22 protein-coding genes are annotated in these 20,785 nt (G+C 74.1%); 17 read left to right on the top strand and 5 right to left on the bottom strand.

The genetic code is table 11. The annotated features are described in order from the left end of the window. Positions 1-29: 29 nt before the first annotated feature. Both cysK and WME96_RS24625 read right to left on the bottom strand, forming a co-directional pair. On the bottom strand, positions 30-1,028 hold the full coding sequence (cysK, locus tag WME96_RS24630; protein ID WP_437284034.1) for a cysteine synthase A: 999 nt from the start codon (positions 1,026-1,028) through the stop codon (positions 30-32). Between the two features lie 107 nt (positions 1,029-1,135). Further along, positions 1,136-1,996, bottom strand: coding sequence for an endonuclease/exonuclease/phosphatase family protein (locus WME96_RS24625; RefSeq protein WP_437284033.1), 861 nt, complete (start codon positions 1,994-1,996; stop codon positions 1,136-1,138). Between the two features lie 112 nt (positions 1,997-2,108). Between WME96_RS24625 and WME96_RS24620 the strand changes: the two genes are divergently transcribed. From WME96_RS24620 to WME96_RS24610, 3 genes are all read left to right on the top strand, one after another. Beyond that, entirely contained in the window at positions 2,109-2,540 is a 432-nt protein-coding gene (locus WME96_RS24620; protein WP_437284032.1) for a hypothetical protein, read from the top strand. A gap of 169 nt (positions 2,541-2,709) precedes the next feature. Next, entirely contained in the window at positions 2,710-3,708 is a 999-nt protein-coding gene (locus tag WME96_RS24615; RefSeq protein ID WP_437284031.1) for an SDR family NAD(P)-dependent oxidoreductase, read from the top strand. A gap of 91 nt (positions 3,709-3,799) precedes the next feature. Continuing rightward, positions 3,800-4,945, top strand: a complete 1,146-nt coding sequence (locus WME96_RS24610; protein ID WP_437284030.1) for a DegT/DnrJ/EryC1/StrS family aminotransferase — start codon at positions 3,800-3,802, stop codon at positions 4,943-4,945. Here WME96_RS24610 and WME96_RS24605 read toward each other — a convergent pair. After that, positions 4,934-5,644, bottom strand: coding sequence for a nucleotidyltransferase family protein (locus WME96_RS24605; RefSeq protein WP_437284029.1), 711 nt, complete (start codon positions 5,642-5,644; stop codon positions 4,934-4,936). The genes WME96_RS24610 and WME96_RS24605 overlap by 12 nt on opposite strands. Before the next feature lie 194 nt (positions 5,645-5,838). Here WME96_RS24605 and WME96_RS24600 point away from each other — a divergent pair, with 194 nt between their 5' ends. Together WME96_RS24600 and WME96_RS24595 are read left to right on the top strand one after the other, a co-directional pair. Then, on the top strand, positions 5,839-6,186 hold the full coding sequence (locus tag WME96_RS24600) for a hypothetical protein (protein ID WP_437284028.1): 348 nt from the start codon (positions 5,839-5,841) through the stop codon (positions 6,184-6,186). An 11-nt stretch (positions 6,187-6,197) separates the two neighbouring features. Beyond that, the gene (locus WME96_RS24595) at positions 6,198-6,566 is read left to right on the top strand and encodes a hypothetical protein (protein WP_433926283.1); all 369 of its coding nucleotides are present in this window, start codon (positions 6,198-6,200) and stop codon (positions 6,564-6,566) included. 8 nt (positions 6,567-6,574) lie between these two features. On the opposite strand, the gene WME96_RS24590 is transcribed toward WME96_RS24595, so the two are convergent. Beyond that, complete coding sequence (locus WME96_RS24590; protein ID WP_437284027.1) at positions 6,575-7,318, bottom strand: tetratricopeptide repeat protein; 744 nt, start codon at positions 7,316-7,318, stop codon at positions 6,575-6,577. 121 nt (positions 7,319-7,439) lie between these two features. Here WME96_RS24590 and WME96_RS24585 point away from each other — a divergent pair, with 121 nt between their 5' ends. The 3 genes from WME96_RS24585 to WME96_RS24575 all read left to right on the top strand — a co-directional run bounded on the left by WME96_RS24585 (position 7,440) and on the right by WME96_RS24575 (position 10,047). Further along, on the top strand, positions 7,440-7,865 hold the full coding sequence (locus tag WME96_RS24585; protein WP_437284026.1) for a tellurite resistance TerB family protein: 426 nt from the start codon (positions 7,440-7,442) through the stop codon (positions 7,863-7,865). A gap of 160 nt (positions 7,866-8,025) precedes the next feature. Beyond that, positions 8,026-8,883, top strand: coding sequence for a serine/threonine protein kinase (locus WME96_RS24580; RefSeq protein ID WP_437284025.1), 858 nt, complete (start codon positions 8,026-8,028; stop codon positions 8,881-8,883). A 48-nt stretch (positions 8,884-8,931) separates the two neighbouring features. Continuing rightward, on the top strand, positions 8,932-10,047 hold the full coding sequence (locus WME96_RS24575; RefSeq protein WP_437284024.1) for a pyridoxal-phosphate-dependent aminotransferase family protein: 1,116 nt from the start codon (positions 8,932-8,934) through the stop codon (positions 10,045-10,047). Positions 10,048-10,114: 67 nt separating this feature from the next. On the opposite strand, the gene WME96_RS24570 is transcribed toward WME96_RS24575, so the two are convergent. Then, positions 10,115-10,747: an FKBP-type peptidyl-prolyl cis-trans isomerase gene (locus WME96_RS24570; RefSeq protein WP_437284023.1), complete on the bottom strand. Its 633-nt coding sequence runs from the start codon at positions 10,745-10,747 to the stop codon at positions 10,115-10,117. A gap of 121 nt (positions 10,748-10,868) precedes the next feature. Between WME96_RS24570 and WME96_RS24565 the strand changes: the two genes are divergently transcribed. The 9 genes from WME96_RS24565 (at position 10,869) to WME96_RS24525 (ending at position 20,742) form a co-directional block, all read left to right on the top strand. Continuing rightward, positions 10,869-12,743 carry a hypothetical protein gene (locus tag WME96_RS24565; RefSeq protein ID WP_437284022.1) on the top strand — a complete coding sequence of 625 codons (1,875 nt, stop codon included), beginning with the start codon at positions 10,869-10,871 and terminating at the stop codon, positions 12,741-12,743. Positions 12,744-12,758: 15 nt separating this feature from the next. Then, complete coding sequence (locus WME96_RS24560; protein WP_437284021.1) at positions 12,759-13,655, top strand: matrixin family metalloprotease; 897 nt, start codon at positions 12,759-12,761, stop codon at positions 13,653-13,655. Between the two features lie 266 nt (positions 13,656-13,921). After that, a complete protein-coding gene (locus tag WME96_RS24555; protein ID WP_437284020.1) occupies positions 13,922-15,235 on the top strand; it encodes a hypothetical protein in 1,314 nt (437 codons plus the stop codon). A 143-nt stretch (positions 15,236-15,378) separates the two neighbouring features. Continuing rightward, entirely contained in the window at positions 15,379-15,720 is a 342-nt protein-coding gene (locus WME96_RS24550) for a YciI family protein (RefSeq protein ID WP_437284019.1), read from the top strand. Beyond that, the gene (locus WME96_RS24545; protein WP_437284018.1) at positions 15,720-16,976 is read left to right on the top strand and encodes an RNA polymerase sigma factor; all 1,257 of its coding nucleotides are present in this window, start codon (positions 15,720-15,722) and stop codon (positions 16,974-16,976) included. The genes WME96_RS24550 and WME96_RS24545 overlap by 1 nt, the downstream gene beginning before the upstream one ends. Positions 16,977-17,288: 312 nt before the next feature. After that, complete coding sequence (locus WME96_RS24540) at positions 17,289-17,762, top strand: hypothetical protein (RefSeq protein ID WP_437284017.1); 474 nt, start codon at positions 17,289-17,291, stop codon at positions 17,760-17,762. 4 nt (positions 17,763-17,766) lie between these two features. Then, entirely contained in the window at positions 17,767-19,050 is a 1,284-nt protein-coding gene (locus WME96_RS24535; protein WP_437284016.1) for a radical SAM protein, read from the top strand. A gap of 103 nt (positions 19,051-19,153) precedes the next feature. After that, positions 19,154-19,786, top strand: coding sequence for a TetR/AcrR family transcriptional regulator (locus WME96_RS24530; RefSeq protein ID WP_437284015.1), 633 nt, complete (start codon positions 19,154-19,156; stop codon positions 19,784-19,786). Continuing rightward, on the top strand, positions 19,783-20,742 hold the full coding sequence (locus WME96_RS24525; protein ID WP_437284014.1) for an alpha/beta fold hydrolase: 960 nt from the start codon (positions 19,783-19,785) through the stop codon (positions 20,740-20,742). Before WME96_RS24530 ends, WME96_RS24525 begins: the two co-directional genes overlap by 4 nt. Positions 20,743-20,785: the final 43 nt, after the last annotated feature.

Raw genomic sequence — 20,785 nt, 5'->3', positions numbered from 1 at the left:
CGCGGCTCAGCCGCGTGGCCCCGCGCGGCTCAGAGCAGGTAGCGCTCCCCCGAGTCGGGCAGCACCGTCACGATCGTCCCCTGGACCCTGCGCGCGATCTCCACGGCCGCGTGGACGTTGGCGCCGGAGCTCGGCCCGACGAGGAGCCCCTCTTCGCGCGCGAGCCGGCGCACCATGCGGGACGCGCCCGCCTCGGTCACCGTGAGGATCTCGTCGATGAGCGAGCGCTCGAGGATCGCCGGCACGAAGCCGGGGCCTAGGCCCTGGATGCCGTGGGGGCCGGCGCCTCGCCCCGAGAGCACGGCGCTCTTCGTGGGCTCGACGGCGCAGATGCGGACCGCGCCGCCGAGCCGATCCCTGAGCACGCGCCCGCAGCCGGTCAGCGTGCCGCCGGTGCCCACGCCGGCGACGAAGGCCGCGATGTCGCCGCCGGTCTGCGCCAGGATCTCGAGGCCGGTTGCGCGCGCGTGGGCGCCGGGGTTCGCCGGGTTCTGGAACTGCCGGCTCATCCAGGCGCCCGGGGTCGCCTCGCAGATCTCGATCGCGCGGGCGACGGCGCCCGCCATGCCCTGGCCCTCGGGCGTGAGGACGATCTCGGCGCCGTACGCGCGGAGGATGTGCCGGCGCTCGACGCTCATGTCCTCGGGCATGACCACGACGCACCGGTAGCCGCGCACGGCGGCGATCATCGCGAGGCTGATCCCCGTGTTGCCGCTCGTCGCCTCGACGATGGTCGCCCCTTTCCTGAGGGCCCCCTCGCGCTCGGCGCAGAGCACCATGCCGAGCGCCGCCCTGTCCTTGACGCTGCCGCCCGGGTTCATCGACTCGAGCTTGCCGTAGATGACGCCGCCCCCCTCGGGCGAGACGCGGGCGAGGCGGACGAGCGGCGTGCCGCCGATGAGCGACAGCGCGTCGGGGACCACCGGGCCGACGCGCACGGCGGGCGAGGGAGCTGAGCGCTCGTCGGGCGCGTCGGGCGCGTCGGGCGGGCTCGGCGGGCCGCCGCCCGGGGCTCGAGGAGACGACATGCAGCCAGTGTACACGTGAACAGGGCGCCCTCGAGAAAGCCGGGGAGGGCGACCCGGAAGCCCGGCAAGGTCGACGGCGACCGCGGACGAGCCCGCCGGGCAGGCTCCTACATCGAGATCTCCGACAGCACCCCGTAGTGATCCGAGGCGGCGACGCCGTCCTCCAGCTCCTCGAAGACGACCCGCGACGCGAGCGGCTTGCCCCGCCCCTGCTTGTCCGGGCCGCGCACGAAGATGTAGTCGATGCGGCGCGGGTACTCGTTCGTGACCGCCGCGAACGGGTTCCGCACGGGATCGAACGTGAACCCCGGGCCCGTGCCCGTCTGGTCGAACGTGTCGGCGAAATACACGCTCTTCTGGTTCAGGGCGTGCAGCCCCTTCATGAACCGGATCTCCGTGGCCTCGGGCTGCGCGTTGAAGTCGCCGACGACCACGGGCGGCAGCCCCTCCATCGGCGCCTCGCGCAGGACGATCTCGGCCACGGCGGCGACCTGCGCCTCGCGCACGGCGCCGTGGTGGAACTTCCAGTTCAGGTGGGTGACGAAGAACGGGAGCACGCCGTGCGGCGACACGAGCTCCGCGAGCAGGATCGCGCGCTTCTCGTCGGTCTCGCCCGTGGGCAGCGGGAACGCCTGGCTCCGCGCGACCGGCCAGCGCGACAGCACGGCGTTGCCGAAGAGCACGCCGCCGCCGAGCTCGTGCGCGGGGCCGAAGGCGACCTCGTAGCCGAGCCCCTCGGCGATGTCGTCGGCCAGCGACCGGCCCTCGTAGGACATCACCTCCTGGAGCCCGACGATGTCGGGCGCGAGCTCGCGGACGCCCTTCCGGATGAGGCCGAGGCGCGCCTCCCACGGATCGTGGCGGTTCCAGATGTTCAGCGTGAGCACGCGCAGGGAATTGCGGGCAGCGACGCCGGCGCGGCCGTTTCCGGAGCCGCCGGCCCCGGAGCCTTCTCGCGGACCTTCCATGCCGACGGGCTACGCCAGATGCGCGTCCGAATCCAGCCGTGATACGAAGGGGCCCGGCGCAAGCCGCCGCCCTTCCGGCGCGGAAGGGCGACCTTGACCGGGAGAACCCTGAATGATCGCGTGTGCTCCTCGACGGGGGCGGCCTGGAACGGCCTCCTCCCGATCTCGAACCCCGTTCCGCCTCGCCGGAGGCCTCGTCCTGCTCGCGCTGCTCGCCGGCTGTGACAGCAAGATGGAGCCCAAGGAGTGCGACAAGCTCCGCGGCGACGCCTTCGAGATGGTGAACAAGGCGCAGCACTGCAACACGGACGCCGACTGCCGCCAGAGCGAGTGGCCGGGCTGCGCGAAGCCCATCAGCAACGCGACCTTCGACAAGATCAAGCCCATCGCGGAGAGCTACAAGACGGGCAAGTGCGAGGAGCCCAAGGTCGACTGCAAGAGCCCGCCGCAGTCCTACTGCAAGCAGGGGCTCTGCGTGCACCGCGAGCTCGGCGCGCCCGAGGGGGCGGGGAACACGCCCACCGACCAGATCCAGATCCAGTGATCGCGGCCACGCCGCCCGGCCGTGCGCCGCGCCGCCCGGCCGCGCCGCGGTCCGGCCTGCGCTGCGGTCCGGGCGGCGCCGCGCGTCGGCCGGCGCCGCCGGGCGCAAACCTGCGCGCCGCGTCGCTACGCGCTTGACGCGCGAACCGGCAGGGGCCACGCACGCGGCCGTGAGCGAAGGCTTTTATCGCGGCAAGAGCGTCGTGGTGACCGGCGCCGGCGGGTTCATCGGCAGCCACCTCGTCGAGGCGCTGGTCCGGGAAGGCGCGCGCGTGCGGGCGCTCGTCCGGTACACCTCGGGCTCGCGGCGCGGGCACCTCGACCGGCTCCCCGAGGACGCCCTCGCGGGCGTGGAGGTCGTCCCCGGCAACGTGGAGGACGCGGGCGCGGTCCGGTCGCTCGTGCGCGGCGCCGACGTCGTCTTCCACCTCGCGGCCCTCATCGGGATCCCCTACTCGTACGTGGCCCCGCAGCAGTACGTCGCGACGAACGTGCAGGGCACGCTGAACGTCCTCGAGGCGGCGCGCGAGCACGGCGCGCGCGTGGTCCACACCTCGACCAGCGAGACCTACGGCACCGCGCGCTACACGCCGATCGACGAGGCCCACCCGCTGACCGGGCAGTCCCCGTACTCGGCCACCAAGATCGGCGCCGACAAGCTCGCCGAGAGCTACCACCTCTCGTTCGGGCTCGAGGTCGCGACGATCAGGCCGTTCAACACCTACGGCCCGCGGCAGTCGTCGCGCGCGATCATCCCGAGCGTGATGCAGCAGCTCGCCGCCGGCAGCGCCGCGCTCCGGATCGGGAGCACCGCGCCGGTGCGGGATCTCAACTTCGTGGCCGACACCGTCGCGGGCTTCCTGCTCGTCGGATCGAGCGCCCGGGCCGTGGGGCAGACGCTCAACGTCGGGAGCGGGCGCGCCATCTCCATCGGCGATCTGGTCCGGCTCATCTTCGAGGTGACCGGCAAGCGCGCGGAGCTCGTGACGGACGAGGCCCGGGTGCGCCCCGACGCCAGCGAGGTGATGGTGCTGCTCGCCGACTTCCGCCGCGCCGCGGAGCTCGTCGGCTACGCGCCCCGCGTGTCGCTCGAGGAGGGGCTCGCGCGCACGTACGCCTATGTCGAGCGCCACCTCGCCGACTACCGTCCCCGCGAGTACGCAATCTGACGCCGCCGTCGGCGCGACCCGCGCCGCGCCGACCCGCGCGCGGCGTCGACCGACCGACCGACCGGCCAGCCGGCTGGATGGATGAAACACCATGTGGAAGATACCTCTCAGCGATCTCTCGTTCGGGCCTGAGGAGGCCGAGGCAGCGCGGCAGGTCGTCGCGTCGGGCTGGCTGACCATGGGGGAGCGCACGGCGCAGTTCGAGCAGAAGCTCGGCGAGGCGCTCGGCACCCCGCGGGTGCTCGCGGTGACGAACTGCACCGCCGCGCTGCACCTCGCGTACACGGCGCTCTCGGTGGGCCCCGGCGACGAGGTGATCTGCCCGAGCCTCACGTTCGTGGCGACCGCCAACGCCGCGCTCCTCTGCGGCGCCAGCGTGGTGCTCGCCGACATCGTGGGCGAGGGCGACCTCGGCATCGACCCCGCCGACGTCGCCCGCAAGATCACGCCGAGGACGAAGGCCATCGCGGTCGTCCACTACGCCGGCTACCCGTGCGACATGGACGCGATCTGCGCGATCGCGGCCGAGCGCGGGATCGCGGTGGTCGAGGACGCGGCGCACGCGCCGCTCGCGACCTTCCGGGGCAGGGCGCTCGGCACGATCGGGGACATCGGGTGCCTGAGCTTCTTCTCGAACAAGAACCTCGCGGTCGGCGAGGGGGGCGCCGTGATCGCGCGGGACGACGCGCTCCACGCGCGCATGCGGCTCCTCCGCGCGCACGGGATGACGACGATGACCCTCGACCGGCACAAGGGGCACGCGTTCACGTACGACGTCGTGGACGCGGGCATGAACTACCGCATCGACGAGATCCGCAGCGCCATCGGCCTCGTGCAGCTCGGCCGGCTCGCGGACGGCAACGCGCGGCGCCGGGCGCTCGTTGCGCGCTACCACGAGCGCCTCGCCGGGGTGCGCGGCCTCGGGCTCCCGTACCGCGATTTCTACGCGCGCGGGGTGGGGGAGAGCGCGCACCACCTGATGGCGGTGCTCCTGCCCGAGGGCGCCTCGCGCGAGGCCGTGATGGAGGCGATGAAGGCGCGCGGCGTCCAGACGAGCGTGCACTACCCGCCGATCCACCGCTTCTCGCACCACGGCGCCTCGGACCGGGTGCGCAAGGAGGGCCTCGCGCGCACGGACGCGATCGCGGGCCGCCAGCTCACGCTCCCGCTGCACCCGCGCATGCAGGACGCCGACGTCGACGCCGTGTGCGAGGCGCTCGCCGCGTCAGTCCGGTAGGTAGCGCTGCCGGTTCTTCTCGAACTCGTCCTGCGCCTCGGCGAAGTCGTCGCTCCTGCCGATGTCGAGCCAGTGGCCCCGGAAGGGGAAGGTGGCCACCTGCTCGCCCGCGTCGAGCAGCGCGTGCATGAGGTTGTCGAACCCGAACGGCCGGTCCTCCGGGATGAAGCGCAGCACGCTGCGGCTCATCGCGTAGATGCCCATGCTGACCCAGAACGTGTACGTCGGCTTCTCGCGGAAGCCGACGACGCGCCCCTCGGGGCCGAGGTCGAGCACGCCGAGGTCGATCTTCGACGCGCGCTCGCACACGGCGACGGTGAGCGGCGCGCCGGCCGCCTCGCCCGTGCGGTGGAGCGCCGCGAAGTCGACGTCGCTCAGGATATCGCCGTTCATCACGAGGAAGCGCTCGGGCAGGTCGCGCTCGATGACGCGGAGCGGGCCCACGGTCCCGAGCGGCGTCTCCTCGCGCTGGTACGAGATGCGCAGCCCGTACCGGCTCCCCTCGCCGACGACGGCCTCGATGAGGGCGGCCTGGTGGCCGACGCACATCACCACGTCGGTGACCCCGGCGCGCGCGAGTTGCCGGAGGAGGATCTCGACGATCGTGTGATCGCCGATCGGCATCAGCGGCTTCGGGATAAGGGCGGTGTAGGGGCGGAGCCGGGAGCCTTTGCCGCCGGCGAGCACGACTGCCTTCATGCGGTGACCTATACCCACGCGCTGCTCGGACGGGGGACGATTCCGCAGAAATTCTCGCTCTCCCGGTCCGCCCCGTCCTCTCCGATTGACTCTCTTCCGGCTGCTCTTTAGTAATCGGAGAGCGTTCCGCGGCAGGCCAGCCCCCGCGAGGAGCAACTCCACTCTTGCAGGCGACTTGGGCAGCAATCATGACGATGGTACCCCCCTCCCGTACCCCCGCCAGGAAGCGCCGGAAGCTCGGATATCGAGGCAGCGGCACCTTCGCCATGTGCAGCCCCGGCCCGCTCCCGGGCGGCCCGCTCTTCCGCCAGCTCTGCACGCTCGCCGATCGCTTCTCCGCGTCCGACGATCCGGCCGCGGCGCAGATCGGGAGCGTGCTCTCGCTGCTCGCGTTCCACGCGACCAGGCCGAACGACAGGGATTTCCGGCTGCCGCTCGGCTCCTTCCTCATGGACCTCGCCCTCGATGAGGAGGCGCGCGCGCAAGCTCAGGCGCCGCGCTCCGCGCCCATCCCGTACGGGCGCCGGCTCATGGCTCGCTGATCGGGGCTGCGATGAGCTCGCGAGAACTCCCGACGCGCCCTGCGGGGCGGAGCAAGCGGACGGCATCGGCCTCGGTCGTGCTGATCGTGAGCGCGAGCGAGCAGCTCGCCGAGCGTTGCCGCCGGCTGGTCTTCGTCGAGGGCGCCGACCTGCTCGCCTGCGATCTCGTGTCGCTGCGCGGGAGCGCCGCCTGGCTCAACCCGCTCGCCATCGTGATGACCCAGGACGTCCGGGCGTTCGATCCCGAGGGGTTCACGGAGCTGTCGCGGCGCATCGGCGCCGAGCTCGTGGTGCTCCCGAGCGAGAGCGTCTCGGACACGCAGCTCACCGCGATGATCACGGCGGCGCTGGACATCGCCCAGCGCCGCCGGACCGACTGACGGCCGCGTCAGTCGCGCGGCGGCAGGACGTCGCCGGACCGGCTCGCCAGCAGGCATCCCTCGTCCAGGCCGAGCTTGCACGCCTTCGTGAACAGCTCGACCGCCTTCGCGCCGTCGCGCTCCACGCCCTCGCCCTTCGCGTGGAGGTGCCCGAGCTCGACGCAGGCCGGAGCGTTGCCGCGCTCGCAGACGCGCCGGAACAGCGCCGCCGCGCGCCCCGGGTCGGCGCTGGCGCCCTGGCCCTGGAGGTAGGCCCTGCCGGCCGCGAGGCAGCCGAGGTTCGCGCCCGCGTGGCACGCGCGCACGTGCCAGTAGAGCGCCGCCTCGTCCGCCCCGCCCGCGCCCTCCGCCCCGCCCGACGCGTCCGCGCGCGCGAGCCGATCGTGGTACGCGTCGCCGAGCCGCAGGCACCCGCGCGCGCTCCCCTCGACGCACGCCTCCTTGAACAGCCCCACCGCGCGCTCCACGTCCATCGAGACGATCGCGCCGCCCAGGTACATCGAGCCCAGCGTCACGCAGTCCTCGATCTGGTGATCGGCGCAGCCGTTCGTGCAGCCGACGAGATCGTCGCCCTCGCACGGCAGCCGCAGCGGCGGCGGGGCTGGTTCGGCCGGCGCCTCCGCGCGCGGCGCCGCGGCGGGGGCAGGCCGGGCGCCCGCCGCGGCGTGGCGCGGCGCGGGCGCGGCCGCGCCGCCGCAGCCGCCGAGGAAGAGCGCGACGAGGAGCGCCTGGGCGAGTTCGCGCACGTGCATGCTCGAACTCATGACACACCGGCCGCGCTCTCCCAATGCCCGCCCCGGGACGCGTCCGCCCGCGGCGCCCGAGCCCGCTCCGGGGCTGGTCCCGCGCCGGGCCCCGGTGTAGACGGATCCGATGCCCCAGATGAGCCCTCCTCCGCTCAAGACGCTCGACGAGCCCAACCTCGAGGCGCTGATCGAGCTGATGTTCCTCGCGGCCTTCGCCGACGGCGAGTTCAGCCAGGAGGAGAAGCTGCATTTCTTCCGGAGCGTGGAGTCGCTCACGGACCGCCGGATCCCCCAGAGCACGATGGACGAGCTCATCCAGACGGTCGTGACGCAGCTCCAGAAGGAGGGCCGCGCCGCCCGGCTCGCGTCGCTCAAGGAGCGGCTCCCCAGCCCGCAGGCCCGGAAGGTCGCCTTCTCCCTGGCCGCCCAGGTCGTCGTCGCCGACGGGATCGTCAGGACCAGCGAGCGCGAGCTCCTGCTCGACGTCGCCGCCGCGCTCGAGCTCGACCAGACCGAGGCCGCGGAGGTCGTGCGGAGGCTCGCCGCTTCATGAGCGTCCGGCCGCCCCCGGCGCGTCGCGCCCGGGGCGCTCGTGTGACTCGGCCCAGGGGCACAGCGCGCGCCGCGCGGGCGGCTCTGGTCGCGCCCCGCGTCCCGGCCCGCGCGCCGCGGGGTGAACGGCCGCGGACGTTTTCGGTTACGATGGCCCTGCCGTGACCTGGTCCTCCACTGGCAGCTTCCTGATCCCGTTTCCGATTCCGGGCTCAGCGCTGACCTCCACCCGGGGGACGTACGTCATCGGGGCGCTCATCGGCGACGGCCAGTACGGCTCGGTCTACGAGTGCAGCGGGCCGTTCGATCAGGTGTACGCCCTGAAGATGCTGCGGCCGGCCAACAAGCCCTACCAGGTCGTCAAGGAGGAGTGGTCGCGCGAGATGCTCCGCCTGGAGAGCTTCCGCCACCCGAACATCGTCTACATCCACGACGCCTTCGAGGTGAACTACCTCTTCTACCTGGCGCTCGAGCGGTGCGACACGAGCCTCCGAGCGCTGCTCGGCACCCCGTTCCAGCCGCCGCTGCTCCTCGAGCTCGCGCGCCAGCTCTTGATGACGCTGCAGTACCTGCACGACAACGGCGTCGTGCACGCCGACCTGCACGCGGGCAACGTCCTCATCTCCCAGCTCGACCACAAGCCGATCGTCAAGCTCACCGACTTCGGCGTCGCCCACCAGCTCGACGGCGTGACCCGCTGGTTCCGCCCGCAGGTCGCGAACCCGAAGATCCTCGTGCCCGAGCTCGTGACGGCCGGCTACACGACGACGCAGAGCGACCTCTACCAGCTCGGGCTGCTCATGTACCAGATGCACACCGGCCAGCCGGCCATCGACGTGAACGCCTCGTACGAGGAGATCACGCGCCAGATCGCCGAGGGCACGCCGCGGCAGAAGGCCGAGGCGCTCGGCACGCCGCTCAGCCAGGTGATCGCCAAGCTGCTGCGCCGCCGCGACGCCTACCGCTACTACTGCGCGCGCGACGTCTGGGACGACCTGCGGCAGGTCCGCTGGGCGTAGCGCGATCGGCGCTGCGCCGCGCGCGCGTTCCGGGCTACACCTCGCGGCATGGTCGCCTCCGTCACGCCACGCGTCGTCTCGCTCACGCCGGCGGTGTTCCACCTGCCCGACGCGGTGAACCAGGTCTCGCGCACCTACGGACAGAGCCCGATCGTGCCGCGCGGCCCCCGGCTCCGGCCGCTGCTCGACCGGGCCCGGCGCGGCATCGTCGAGGCCCTCGACGCGCCCGGCTACGAGGCGATCCTCCTCACGGGCTCGGGCTCTACCGCCATGGCCGCCGTGCTCGGCTCCTGCCTGCGCCGCGACGAGCGGCTCCTCGTCGTCCGGAACGGCGCCTACGGCGACCGGATCTTCGAGTACGCCGCGACGCTCGGCCAGCCCGTGGTCGACATGTGCCTGCCTTACGGCGAGCGACCGGACCTCGCGCGGATCGAGGCGGTCCTCGCCGCGGACGAGGCCGACGCGGTGGCGATCGTCCACGGGGGCACCTCGACGTGCACGCTGAACCCCGTGCCCGAGGTCGGCGCGCTCGCCCGCAAGTACGGCAAGAAGCTCCTCGTCGACGGGATCAGCGCGCTCTTCGTCGAGCCCATGGCGCTCGAGGGCTCCGGCATCGCGGCCGTCATGGGCTCCTGCAACAAGGGCCTCCACAGCCACCCGAACCTGACCATGGCGCTCGTCCGCAAGGACCTGCTCGCCGAGATGGAGCGGATCCCCGCCCGCGTCCCGAGCCTGGAGCTCTACAAGACCTGGCGCGCCCAGCAGGGCGGCGCGCACCCGTATACGATCGATCCGATGAGCCTGTGCCAGGTGATCGCGGCGCTCGACCACCTCGCCGCGACCGGCGGCGTCGCCGGGCGCCACGCCGTGTACCAGGCGCGCTGCGCGATCCTGCGGCCGGGCTACGAGCGGCTCGGGCTCACGATCGCGCGCTGGGAGAACATGCCGCTCCAGTCGATCGGGACGGCGCTGCACATCCCTGAGCGCAGGACGTATGACGAGATGGCGGCCCGGCTCGCCAGCGACCCCGTCGACGGCCACGTGTTCGAGATCTACGCGGCCCAGGGGAAGCTCTCCGGCCAGCTCTTCCGGATCTTCCACATGGGCGAGTACCCGCTCGAGGTCTACGAGATCTTCCTCGAGGCGCTCGCGCGCGTCGTCTGAGCGCGGCGCCCTCCCGCGCGGCCCCGTCGGGCGCGGCGCCGTCCGGCGGGACCGGCGCCGCGGCGGCTCACTTCGCCTCCGCCGGCGCCTCCTTCTTCTCGGCCGGCGCGGCGGCGGGCTTGGCCGCCTTGGCCGCTTCCGGCTTGGCCGCCTTGTCGGCCGCGGGCTTGGCCGCCTTGTCGGTCGCGGCCTTCCCGCCCTTGTCGGCCGCGGCGGCCTCGCCGTTCGCCGAGTCGAGGATGCCGAGCAGCTCGATGTCGAAGACGAGCGTCGCCTTGCCCGGGATCTTCGGCGGGCTGCCCGACTCGCCGTAGGCGAGGCGCGACGGGATCGTCAGCTTGCGCTTGCCGCCCACCTTCATCCCGACGACGCCCTCGTCCCAGCCCTTGATGACCTCCGTGTTGCCGAGCCTGAACTCGAACGGCTCCCGGCCGACGGACGAGTCGAACTCGGCGTTGTTCTTCAGGAGGCGCCCCGTGTAGTGGACGCGGACCCTGTCGCCGTCCTTCGCCTCCGGGCCGGTGCCCACGACGAGGTCTTCCTTGATCATGTCGGCCGGCTCCGGCTCGGCCGGCTTCACCACCGGGATGGCGCTGCCCGGCGGCAGGTCCGGCTCGGGGACCTTGTCCTCGCAGCCCGCGACCGGGCCGAGGACGACAGCGCAGGAGAGGGCGAGGAGGACGTTTCGAAGAGGCTTCATGGCGCCACGTCTTACGCACCCCGCGCGGGGCGATCAACGGTCACCCGCCGCGTCCGGCTCCTCCGGCGGGGCCGGGTTTCCGTTGCAGCGCTCCGGCCCGCGCGGTTAGGGTGCGCCCACCTTGGCTCGCGCGTTCTCCGTCGCCGCCCTGGCGATCGCCGAGGGCGGCGCCAATGCCGTCGGTGCGGTGCGCTTCACCTGCGCCGAGACGGAGCTCGAGGTGGAGCTGGTGCGCGTCGCCGGCTACGCCGAGGGGTTCGCCCTGGGCGCCGTGGCCGCGCCGGTCCGGTTCGGGGTGCCGTACACCGCCGTCCGCGGGCTCTTCCGGCGCGGCAAGGCCCTCTGCGTCGCCCTCGACCCGTCCGCGTGCTCGCCGCACAACTGCTTCGTCCTGGCGCGCTTCGAGGGCGATCTCCCCGGCGTGCCCGGCGTGTTCTCGCCGGCGGCGATGGAGGCGATGGAGAGCGCGTACCGCGCGCGCCTCCGCGCCCGCCTGGCGAGCTGGATCGCGCCGGCGCCGGTCGGCGTGCTCGCGGCGGCCCTGTCGCCGGACTACCTCGCGAGCGGCCCGCTCGGCACCGCGTCGCTCGCGCTGCTCGTCGCGCTCGCGACCTGGCTCGGGCTGCGCTTCGCCGCGCGGCTCGCGACCTGGGGAGGGCCGCCCTCGGACCGCCTGCGCGACGCGCTCGTCGCGGAGCTGTCTCGCCGCATGGGCTTCGCGGCCGACCGGCTCGCCGCCTCGGACCCCGGCGCGCCAGCCGCGGCCGTGTTCGCGCCCCGGCCGACGCCGCTCGGCGCGCCGCCCGCGCCGCCGCGCGGCGCCGAGGAGGGCCTCGACGCGCTCCCGCTCCGGGCCCGCGTGCTCGTGCCCGCGGTGCTCGCGGTGGTCGGCATCGTGGCGACGATGGCGTTCGTGCAGCGGTTCGCGGCGCCCCGGGACCTCCCCCCGGCGGAGCGGCGGGCGGCGCGCGGCGTCGGGCAGGCGGCCCGCGGGGCCACCGCCGCGGTGCTCGCGAGCGAGGCCCGCGAGCGCGCCGAGCCGGAGTTCCCGCACTGCCTGTGCGACCGCGCCGACTCGCCGCTCTGGCGGGACGGGGTGCCGATCCTCAGCGTGCTCGGGTCGACCGGCCCGGACGACGGCGCGGGGGTGATCGCGCCGATCCTCGTGCGGGACCGCGAGGGCGACGGGGACGACGAGCCCCGCCCGAGGCGGCGCGCGCGGCGGCGCGCCGCCGACGCGGACGACGCCGAGCGCGGCGACGCCGGCGAGGGGCCCGCCGACGCCGGCGCGGCGCCGGCCGACGCCGGCACGCCCAGGCCGCGGCCGGCGCGCGGTCGCTACGACTTCGAGCTCGCGGTCGTCAACAACAGCGGCGCGTCCGTCAGCGACTTCCGCGTGTTGCTCACGTTCGCGCGGCGCGATCACCGCGGCGAGCGCGCCGGGATCACCGAGCGCGGGCTGTTCTGGGAGGGCGCGCTCCTGCCGGGGCGCGCGGTGAAGTGGCACGTCGAGGCGCCCGGCACGGAGGTGAAGATCGAGCCCGGCGTGACGGGCATGCTCGACGGCGAGACCGGGGTGGCCTCGCCCGACGCCTTCTTCCAGCTCACGCGCGCGCGTTACCGCGTCGTGCGCATCCACGCCGCGATGATGCTCGCCTGGCTCCGCGACCCGCGCGCCCGCGACGCGCTCGTGTCGCTCCTGCCCGCCCCGCCCCTGGAGCAGGCGAAGCTCGAGCGGATCCGGCGCGCGACGGCCGACGTCATCCCGTGCTCGGTGACGGCGGAGGAGGGGCGGCTGCGCGCGTGCCTCTTCAACGGCGGCGTCACCCCGGTGCGCGGCGTCACGCTGCGCGAGGCCGCCGCCGGCGAGGGTCGGACGCCGCGCGCCTGGCCGATCCCGGCGTCCCTGCCGGTCCACGAGGGGGTGGAGGTGAGCGTGCCCCTCGAGGGGGGCGAGGCCCCCGAGGAGCTCGAGGTGGTGCCGCAGGGCCGATGAGCCGATGATGGGGGGATGAAGCGACGCACCAGGGCCGCGATCGCCCGCGTCGCGGCGCTCGCCGTGCTGGCGCTGCTCGCCGGGGCCCGCGAGGCCGCCGCGTGGGCGCCGCTCGACCTCGAGGCCGTCCCGCGCTGGGGCGAGCTGCCGGTCCGCTATCTCATCCACCAGAAATCGATCCCGGGGCCGCTGTCCGGCTTCGCGGCGGCCGGCATCGAGGCCGGGTTCGCGGCGTGGTCGAGCCCCGCGTGCACGGCGTGGCAGACCGAGCTCCTCGGCGACACGGACGACGGCCGCGCCTTCGACGACGGCAAGAACGTGTTCCTCTGGATCAGCGACGTCTGGCCGGACGAGCTCGGGGCCGCCGACTCGATCCTCGCGATCACGATGCCGGTCTGGGATGCCGACGGCGTCATCGACGACGCCGACATGGTGTTCAACAACGTGGGTTTCTGCTGGAACGACACGGGCGAGGGCGGCTGCATCGACGTGCGGTCGATCGCCACCCACGAAGAGGGGCACTTCCTCGGCCTCGGCCACACGAACGTGCGCGGCGCGACGATGCTGGGGTTCTACCCGGGCGGCACGTCGGCGCGCACGCTCGAGGACGACGACATCGAGGGGGTCTGCGCGCTGTACCCGATCGGCGGGACCGCCGTCGCGAGCTCGGGCGCCGGCGCTGGCGGCGCGGGCGGCGCCGTGCCGGGGAGCGAGGACGGGCCGCAGAGCGGCGCTGGCGCTGGCGGCCTGGAGGACGCCGGCAGCGACGCCGGCTGCTCCTGCTCGGGCGGCGGCGGCTCGCCGGGCGGCCGGGGTGCGCTGCCGCTCGCCGCGCTCGGCGCGCTGCTGTCGCGCCGGCTCCGGCGCCGAGGGGCGCCCAGGCGCCGCCAGAGCGCTCGTAACGCGGGGTAGAAATCCGTCAGCGCTCTGCCTCGCGAGCGGAATAGAGAGCTCAACGCAAAGGCGCAAAGACGCAAAAAAGCATGAAATCATTGTCTTTTTGCGCCTTTGCGCCTTTGCGCCTTTGCGCCTTTGCGTTGAAATCCCTCTCGGGATCCCCTGCCGGACTCCTGCGGGTGGGACCTGGCAGGGCCTTCAGGCCGGACAGCGAGGGCCCGGCGTTGGCTCGCGGACGGGGCCGCTTTACAACCCAGCGCAGCCGGGGCAAACGTGCCGCCATGCCCGCGCCGAGCACCGCAGCGTTCGACGCGGAGGTCGCGCGCGCCCTCCGCTCCCTTGGGGCCGACAGCTCCGCTCCGGCCCTCGATCCGCTCGGCGATCCGGCCGGCGCGGCGCGCGCCCTCTCGGCAGAGGGCGACGCTCCGCTGCTCCTCCGCGTGGCCCCCGAGCTCGGCGCGGCGCAGCGCGACAAGGAGGCGGCCTTCGGGCCGCCCCCGCGCGACCCCGTCTGGCTCCGGTTCGAGCGCGGCGCGAGCGTCCTCCGGGTGGCGCCCCTGCGGCTCGCGGACGCCGGCCAGCCGCGGTCCGGTGCTGGCAGCGCGGACGGCGCGGGCGGGGCAGGGGAGCCTGCGGCCGAGCCGCGCGACGCCGTGCGCGTCGAGGTCACCTCGGAGCAGCGCCCGTGCTGCGGCGCCCCCACGTGTACGCGCGAGCGGACGCACGTCGCCGCCTGGCTCGCGCTCGCGCCCGCGCCCGCTGGAGCGGGCCGCGCCGCCGCGGCGCAGCGCCTGCTCATCGCCGAGGCGCGGGACCTCGAGGCCGCGCGGGCCGAGGCGCTCGTCGAGGCGGTGGCGGCGCCGCTCGCGGCCGCGCTGCGCGTGCCGCTCCAGACGGCGCGCGGCACCGAGCCGCCGGACGCCGTCGCGCCGCGCCCCCTCCCGGAGCCCGCGCCCGCGCCCGCCCTCGCGGCCGCCGCGCTGGCGCGGTTCGCGATCCGGAGCGAGGGCGAGCTCTTCGTCCTGCGCGACCACGCGAGCCACGGCCCGCGCGGCTCCGCGACCCGCAACGCCCTCATCGGCGGCGCCCTGCTGCTCCTCGCGCTCGCGCTGTGGATCCAGGTCATGCGGAGCGTCGCCGCGGGCGATAGCGGCATCGCGATCGGCGTCGGCAGCGCCGCCGCGCTGCTCTCGCTCGCGGGCTACGCGTTCCTCGGCGTCGCCCGGTTCTCGTCCCGGTACGCGGCGCGCTCCTCCCCGGTCGCGTCGTTCGGCGCGGGCCGCTTCGTCGTCGCGCCCTGGGTGAGCCGCACCGGCGCGATCGACCTGCGCCCCGAGGGGCGGCTCGGGGCCGCCATCTCCGCGGGCGAGGTCCACGCCGTCCAGGTGCAGCCCCGCGGCGACGGCTTCGCCGTCGAGATCGACACCGACCACGGCCCCATCGACGCCCTCCTGACCGACCGCGAGGACGTCGCCCGCTACTGGCGCGACGCGATGGACCGCGCCGTCGCGTCCGTCCGCCACCCCGGCGGCCCCTCCGCCAGGCAGCGCCTCCGCGCGCGCGCCCAGTCGCAGCAGGCCGCCACGGCGGGCTGACGGCGCTTCTTCTTCCCCGGTCTTGCCCCGGCGCCCGGCCTCCCTCCGCGGCGTCTGCCGATCGCTCGCGAGCAGAAGAAAAGTGTCCGGCGCGGCGCCCCTCGAACGTCGGAGGGGCGAAGCACCTGACAAGGAGACAGATCATGAGCGAGTTCGTTTTCCTGTACCGCGGCAAAGACTGGACGACCTCCCCGGCGGAGATGCAGCAGCGCATGCAGAAATGGTCCGCGTGGATGAAGGAGCTCGGCGAGAAGGGGCACCTCAAGAACCCCGGCCACCCCCTCGAGCGCACCGGCAAGTTCGTGGAGGGCAAGCAGAGGGCGGTCGTCGACGGGCCGTTCGCCGAGGCCAAGGACGTGATCGGCGGCTACACGATCGTCGAGGCCGAGGACCTCGCGCATGCGGTCGAGCTCTCGAAGGGCTGCCCCATCCTCGACGCCGGAGGCGCCGTCGAGGTGCGCCCGATCATGAAGCTCACCCTGTAGTGGAGCCCGTCGAGCCGATCTTCCGGCGCGAGGCCGGCCGCATGCTGGCCACGCTGACGCGCGTCTTCGGGGTCCACAACCTCGCGCTGGCAGAGGACGTCGTGCAGGACGCCCTCTGCCGCGCGCTCGAGGTGTGGAAGTTCCAGGGCGCGCCGGAGAACCCCGCCGCGTGGCTCATGGCCACGGCGAAGCACCGCGCGCTCGACGCCCTGCGGCGGGAGCGGACCGCGCGCACCTTCGCGCCCGAGCTCACCCGGCTCTTCGAGGACGAGCGCCCGCTCGCCCCCGCGGTCGACGAGCTCTTCGGCGCGGCCGCGATCCGCGACGATCAGCTCCGGATGATGTTCTCGTGCTGCCACCCCCGGCTGCCCGAGGAGGCGCAGGTCGCGCTCGTGCTCCACGTCCTCTGCGGCTTCAGCGCGAGCGAGGTCGCGGCCGCGTTCCTCTGCACCGAGGCGGCGATCGAGAAGCGCATCTCGCGGGCGAAGAAGGTGCTCGCGGGCTCGGCGCGGCTGTTCGAGCTCACGGACGACGAGTTCTCCGCCCGCCTCTCGGCCGTCCAGCGCGCGCTCTACCTGCTCTTCAACGAGGGCTACCACGGCGCGTGCGCCCGGGAGGCGGTGCGGGCGGAGCTCTGCCGCGAGGCGATGCACCTCGCGGCGCTCCTCGTCCAGCACCCCCTCTCGTCGACGCCCGCCACGCACGCCCTCGCCGCGCTGATGTGCCTGCACGCGGCGCGCCTCCCGGCGCGCGTCGACGCCTCCGGCCACCTGAGCTCGCTGTTCCACCAGGACCGCTCGCGCTGGGACCGCGCGCTCGCGGCCGAGGGCCAGCGGCTCCTCGACCTCTCGGCCACGGGCCCCGAGCTGACGGAGTACCACGTCGAGGCCGCCATCGCGTCGGTCCACGCCAGCGCGGCGCGCGCGGAGGACACGAGCTGGGAGACCATCGTCACGCTCTACGACACGCTGATGGCGATCCGTCCTTCCCCGGTCGTCGCCCTCAACCGCGCCATCGCCGTCGCGCAGCACGAGGGCCCGGAGCGCGGTCTCCAGGAGATCGGCGCGATCGAGGGCAGGGCGCGGCTCTCCGCGTATCCTTTCTATTTCGCCGCGCTCGGCGAGCTCGAGCTCCGTCGCGGCGAGCGCGAGGTCGCGGCCCAGCACTTCCGGTCAGCGCTCTCGCTCGCGCGCAACGCGATGGAACGACGCTTCTTCGAGCAGCGCCTGGAGGCGTGTGGCGACGGGGCTCCCTGACGCATGCATCCAGCGATGCGTCGTCCCCGGGCACCGGATCGCGGGTATGCCGACCTGCGCCGAGCGCATGCCGGGTTGTGCCAGGCGGCTCCCTCGGGTGGAGCGCTGACCTGGCAAATTTTGTCATGATTTCGCGTGGTTCCGTGTCGTGGCGAGGAGGGCTCGCGAATTGCTTGGCGCGGGAGCGAGGCGCCAGCCTCGACGCGAAAGGACTTCCCCGTGCCTGTCCCCTTTCCCACGCTCGTCCCTTGTAGCTCCTGCGGTTGCCACGCGCGCCCGAACGAGAGCGAGTGCCCGCACTGCGGCGCGGCCATGCGCACGGCGGACGGCGCCGTCCCGCGCACGAACGTCGCCGTGCTCATGGGCCTGACGGCCGCCTTGCTCCAGCCGCTTGCCTGCACCGCCGAGGTCATCGACCAGCGAGACCAAGGCAGCTCCAGCAGCTCGAGCTGGGGTGGCGACATCAACGTCGGTGGGGCCTACGGAGGCGGCCCTTCGGTCAGCACGACCGGGACAGGGGGCTTCGGCGGCGACATCAACGTCGGTGCGGCGTACGGAGGCGGCCCCTCGGTCACCGCGACAGGGACGGGGGGCTTCGGCGGCGACATCAACATCGGTTCGGCGTACGGAGGCGGCCCCTCGGTCACCGCGACCGGGACGGGGGGCTTCGGCGGCTCCGGCGGCGCGGGCGGGGCTGGCGGCGAGGACCCGTCGGTCGGCGGCTCCGGCGGCGCGGGCGGGGCTGGCGGCGGCCCCGCGGCCGGCGGGGGGAGCGCGGGGGAGTGAGCCGATGATCGAGCCGACCGAGATCCCCGTCCGCGCGCTCATGCCCGCGGACCTCCTGGAGGCGAAGCCGATCTACGCGGTCTGGGAGCTCACGATGAGGTGCGACCAGCCGTGCCAGCACTGCGGGTCGCGCGCCGGCGCCGCGCGCGACGCGGAGCTCTCGACCGAGGAGGTGCTCGAGGTCGCCGCGAGCCTCGTGCGGCTGGGCTGCCGCGAGATCGCGCTCATCGGCGGCGAGGCGTACCTGCGCGACGATCTCGCCGAGATCATCGCGTGCTTCGCGCGCAGCGGCATCCGCGTCATCATGCAGACGGGCGGGCGAGCCTTCACGATCGAGCGGGCGAACGCGCTCCGCGCCGCGGGGCTCACCGGGCTCGGGGTGTCGATCGACGGGCCGGCGCACGTCCACGACGAGCTGCGCGGCAACGTCGGCAGCCACGCGGCCGCCATCCGGGCGCTCGACAACGGCCGCGCCGCCGGGCTGATCACGACCGCCAACACGCAGATCAACCGCCTCAACGCGCACCTCTTGCGCGAGACGTGCGCCGAGCTGCGCGCGCACGGCATCCAGACCTGGCAGGTGCAGCTCACCGTGCCGATGGGGCGCGCGGCCGACCATCCCGAGTGGATCCTCGAGCCGTGGCGCGTCGTCGAGGTCATCGACACCCTCGCCGCCATCCAGCGGGAGGCGCTCGAGACGCACGTGTCGGGCGTCCCGTTCAACGTGTTCGCGAACAACAACATCGGCTACTTCGGCCCGCACGAGCAGCTCCTGCGCTCGAGGCCTGGCGGCGGGGAAGCCCACTGGCGCGGCTGTCGCGGCGGCATCAACGCGATCGGCATCGAGTCCGACGGCACCGTGAAGGCGTGCCCCTCGCTCCCGACCGCGCCCTATGCCGGCGGCAACGTGCGCGAGCTCGGCCTCGAGCACATCTGGGAGCGCTCGGAGGCGGTCCGGTTCGCGCGCGATCGCGACGCGAGCGAGCTCTGGGGTCACTGCGCCACGTGCTACTACGCGGACGCCTGCCGCGCGGGGTGCTCGTGGACCGCGCACTGCACGCTCGGCAAGCGCGGCAACAACCCCTTCTGCTACCACCGCGTGACGCAGCTCAAGCGGCGGGGCCTCCGCGAGCGGCTCGTCATGAACCAGCGCGCGCCGCACGTGCCGTACGACCACGGCCTCTTCGAGCTCGTGGAGGAGCCCTGGGACGCGCCGGCCCCGCCGCCGCCCGAGCCGGTGGTGCCGAGGAACGCGCGCCGACGACTCCCTGTCGCTCCGACGTCGTAGCGCTGCACCGACTGGCGGGCGCCGGGCGGCTCAACCCCGTTGCGGGCGCCTCAACCCCGTTGCGCCTTGCGCTCCGCCGTCGCCCGTGCAATGAACACGTTCAGTGAACTCGTTCACCCAGAAGCCCGGCCGCCGCGACGCCCAGAAAGACGCGACGCGCGCCCGGATCCTCGAGGCCGCGCGCGACCACTTCGAGCGCCACGGCTTCGAGGCCGCGAACGTCCGCGCCATCGCCGCCGACGCCGGCGTCGCCGCCGGCACCGTCCTCCTCCACTTCGCCGACAAGCGCGACCTGCTCCACGCCGCGCTGTTCGACGACCTCGCCGCCACCGCCGCCGAGGCCGTCCGCGACGAGCAGCCCGGCCCGCTCGAGCAGCGCCTCCACCGGCTCGCCGCCGCGTTCTTCGCGCACTACGCCCGCAGGCCAGCCCTCTCGAAGACGCTGCTCCGCGAGTCGCTGTTCGCCGACCCGCCGTGGCAGGCGCGCTTCGCCGAGCAGGTCGGCGCCGCGCACGGCCGCGTCGTCGAGCTGTTCGACGCCGCCCGCGCGGCGGGGGAGGTCGCCGACGACGCCGACGCCGCGCTCTTCGGCGTCGCCTTCTTCTCCTTCTACTACTTCGCGCTGATCGCGTGGGTCCAGGGCGCGCACCCGTCGCCCGTCGCCCTCGTCGATCGGCTCGTCGCTCAGCACCTCTGCGGCCTCCGCCCCGCAGCCAACGTCAGGAGGGCTCGATGACGTCATCCATCATGTTCCGCAGTCCCGAGGCGCGCGCGCGCATCGCAGCGTGGTTCGACAGGTTCCACGAGAGGCTCCCGGCCGCGACCCGATCGCGCGAGGTCTCGACCCGCTTCGGCGCCACGCACGTCCTCGTCGCCGGCCCCGAGGACGGCCCGCCGCTCGTCTGCCTGCACGGCGCGCTCGCGAGCTCCGCGCACCTCCTCGGCGAGCTCGGCCCGCTCCTCGCGCGCTACCGCGTCCACGCGGTCGACGTCATCGGCCAGTCGGTCAAGAGCGCCGACGTCCGCCTGCCGATCGACGGGCCCGCCTACGCCGAGTGGCTCACCGACGTCCTCGACGCGCTCGGCCTCGCGCGCGCCCACCTCCTCGGCGTGAGCTGGGGCGGCTTCGCGGCCCTGCGCATGGCCCAGGCGGCGCCCGCCCGGATCGACCGGCTCGTCCTGATCGTGCCGGCGGCCGTCGTGTCGGGCTCGCCGTGGCAAGGCCTCACGCGCATCGCGATCCCGATGGCCCTCTACCGCGCCTTCCCCTCGGAAGAGCGCCTCGCGCGCCTCGTCTCCGGGCTGTTCACCACGCAGGACGACCTGTGGTGCTCCTACTTCGGCGACGCCGTGCGCAGCTACCGGCTCGATTTCCGGCCGCCGCCGCTCGCCACGCCCGGGTCCCTCGCCGGGTTCACGCGGCCCGCGCTCGTGTTCGGCGCCGACGACGACGTGAGCTTCCCCGGCGCCAGGCTGCTCGCCCGCGCGAAGGAGCTGCTGCCGCGCGCCGAGACCGAGCTGCTCGAGGGGTGCCGCCACTCGCCCCCCACCGACGACGCCTTCCGCGCGCGGCTCTGCGGGCGGATCGCGCGCTTCCTCGGGAGCGACGCCGCAACGGAGGTGGGCGACGCCGACGTCGCCCACGTCGCGTCGCCCCCCCCGTCGCCCGGGCTCGCCGCCCCGGTCGCGTGATCCTCCGCCGCGTTTCGGTCGGCGAGCGCCGGCGAGCGCCCCC

It is taken from the genome of Sorangium sp. So ce406 (assembly GCF_051474675.1).
GTDB classification, from domain to species: Bacteria; Myxococcota_A; Polyangia; order Polyangiales; family Polyangiaceae; genus Sorangium; species Sorangium cellulosum_G.
This window is presented reverse-complemented; position numbering and strand designations above follow the sequence as displayed.

Bases quoted from the DNA above. Each gene is read 5' to 3' on its own strand.
- cysK (WP_437284034.1), bottom strand. From the start codon at position 1,028: ATGTCGTCTCCTCGAGCCCCGGGCGGCGGCCCGCCGAGCCCGCCCGAC.
- WME96_RS24625 (WP_437284033.1), bottom strand. From the start codon at position 1,996: ATGGAAGGTCCGCGAGAAGGCTCCGGGGCCGGCGGCTCCGGAAACGGC.
- WME96_RS24620 (WP_437284032.1), top strand. From the start codon at position 2,109: ATGATCGCGTGTGCTCCTCGACGGGGGCGGCCTGGAACGGCCTCCTCC.
- WME96_RS24610 (WP_437284030.1), top strand. From the start codon at position 3,800: ATGTGGAAGATACCTCTCAGCGATCTCTCGTTCGGGCCTGAGGAGGCC.
- WME96_RS24605 (WP_437284029.1), bottom strand. From the start codon at position 5,644: ATGAAGGCAGTCGTGCTCGCCGGCGGCAAAGGCTCCCGGCTCCGCCCC.
- WME96_RS24600 (WP_437284028.1), top strand. From the start codon at position 5,839: ATGGTACCCCCCTCCCGTACCCCCGCCAGGAAGCGCCGGAAGCTCGGA.
- WME96_RS24595 (WP_433926283.1), top strand. From the start codon at position 6,198: ATGAGCTCGCGAGAACTCCCGACGCGCCCTGCGGGGCGGAGCAAGCGG.
- WME96_RS24590 (WP_437284027.1), bottom strand. From the start codon at position 7,318: ATGCACGTGCGCGAACTCGCCCAGGCGCTCCTCGTCGCGCTCTTCCTC.
- WME96_RS24585 (WP_437284026.1), top strand. From the start codon at position 7,440: ATGCCCCAGATGAGCCCTCCTCCGCTCAAGACGCTCGACGAGCCCAAC.
- WME96_RS24575 (WP_437284024.1), top strand. From the start codon at position 8,932: ATGGTCGCCTCCGTCACGCCACGCGTCGTCTCGCTCACGCCGGCGGTG.
- WME96_RS24570 (WP_437284023.1), bottom strand. From the start codon at position 10,747: ATGAAGCCTCTTCGAAACGTCCTCCTCGCCCTCTCCTGCGCTGTCGTC.
- WME96_RS24560 (WP_437284021.1), top strand. From the start codon at position 12,759: ATGAAGCGACGCACCAGGGCCGCGATCGCCCGCGTCGCGGCGCTCGCC.
- WME96_RS24555 (WP_437284020.1), top strand. From the start codon at position 13,922: ATGCCCGCGCCGAGCACCGCAGCGTTCGACGCGGAGGTCGCGCGCGCC.
- WME96_RS24550 (WP_437284019.1), top strand. From the start codon at position 15,379: ATGAGCGAGTTCGTTTTCCTGTACCGCGGCAAAGACTGGACGACCTCC.
- WME96_RS24540 (WP_437284017.1), top strand. From the start codon at position 17,289: ATGCGCACGGCGGACGGCGCCGTCCCGCGCACGAACGTCGCCGTGCTC.
- WME96_RS24535 (WP_437284016.1), top strand. From the start codon at position 17,767: ATGATCGAGCCGACCGAGATCCCCGTCCGCGCGCTCATGCCCGCGGAC.
- WME96_RS24525 (WP_437284014.1), top strand. From the start codon at position 19,783: ATGACGTCATCCATCATGTTCCGCAGTCCCGAGGCGCGCGCGCGCATC.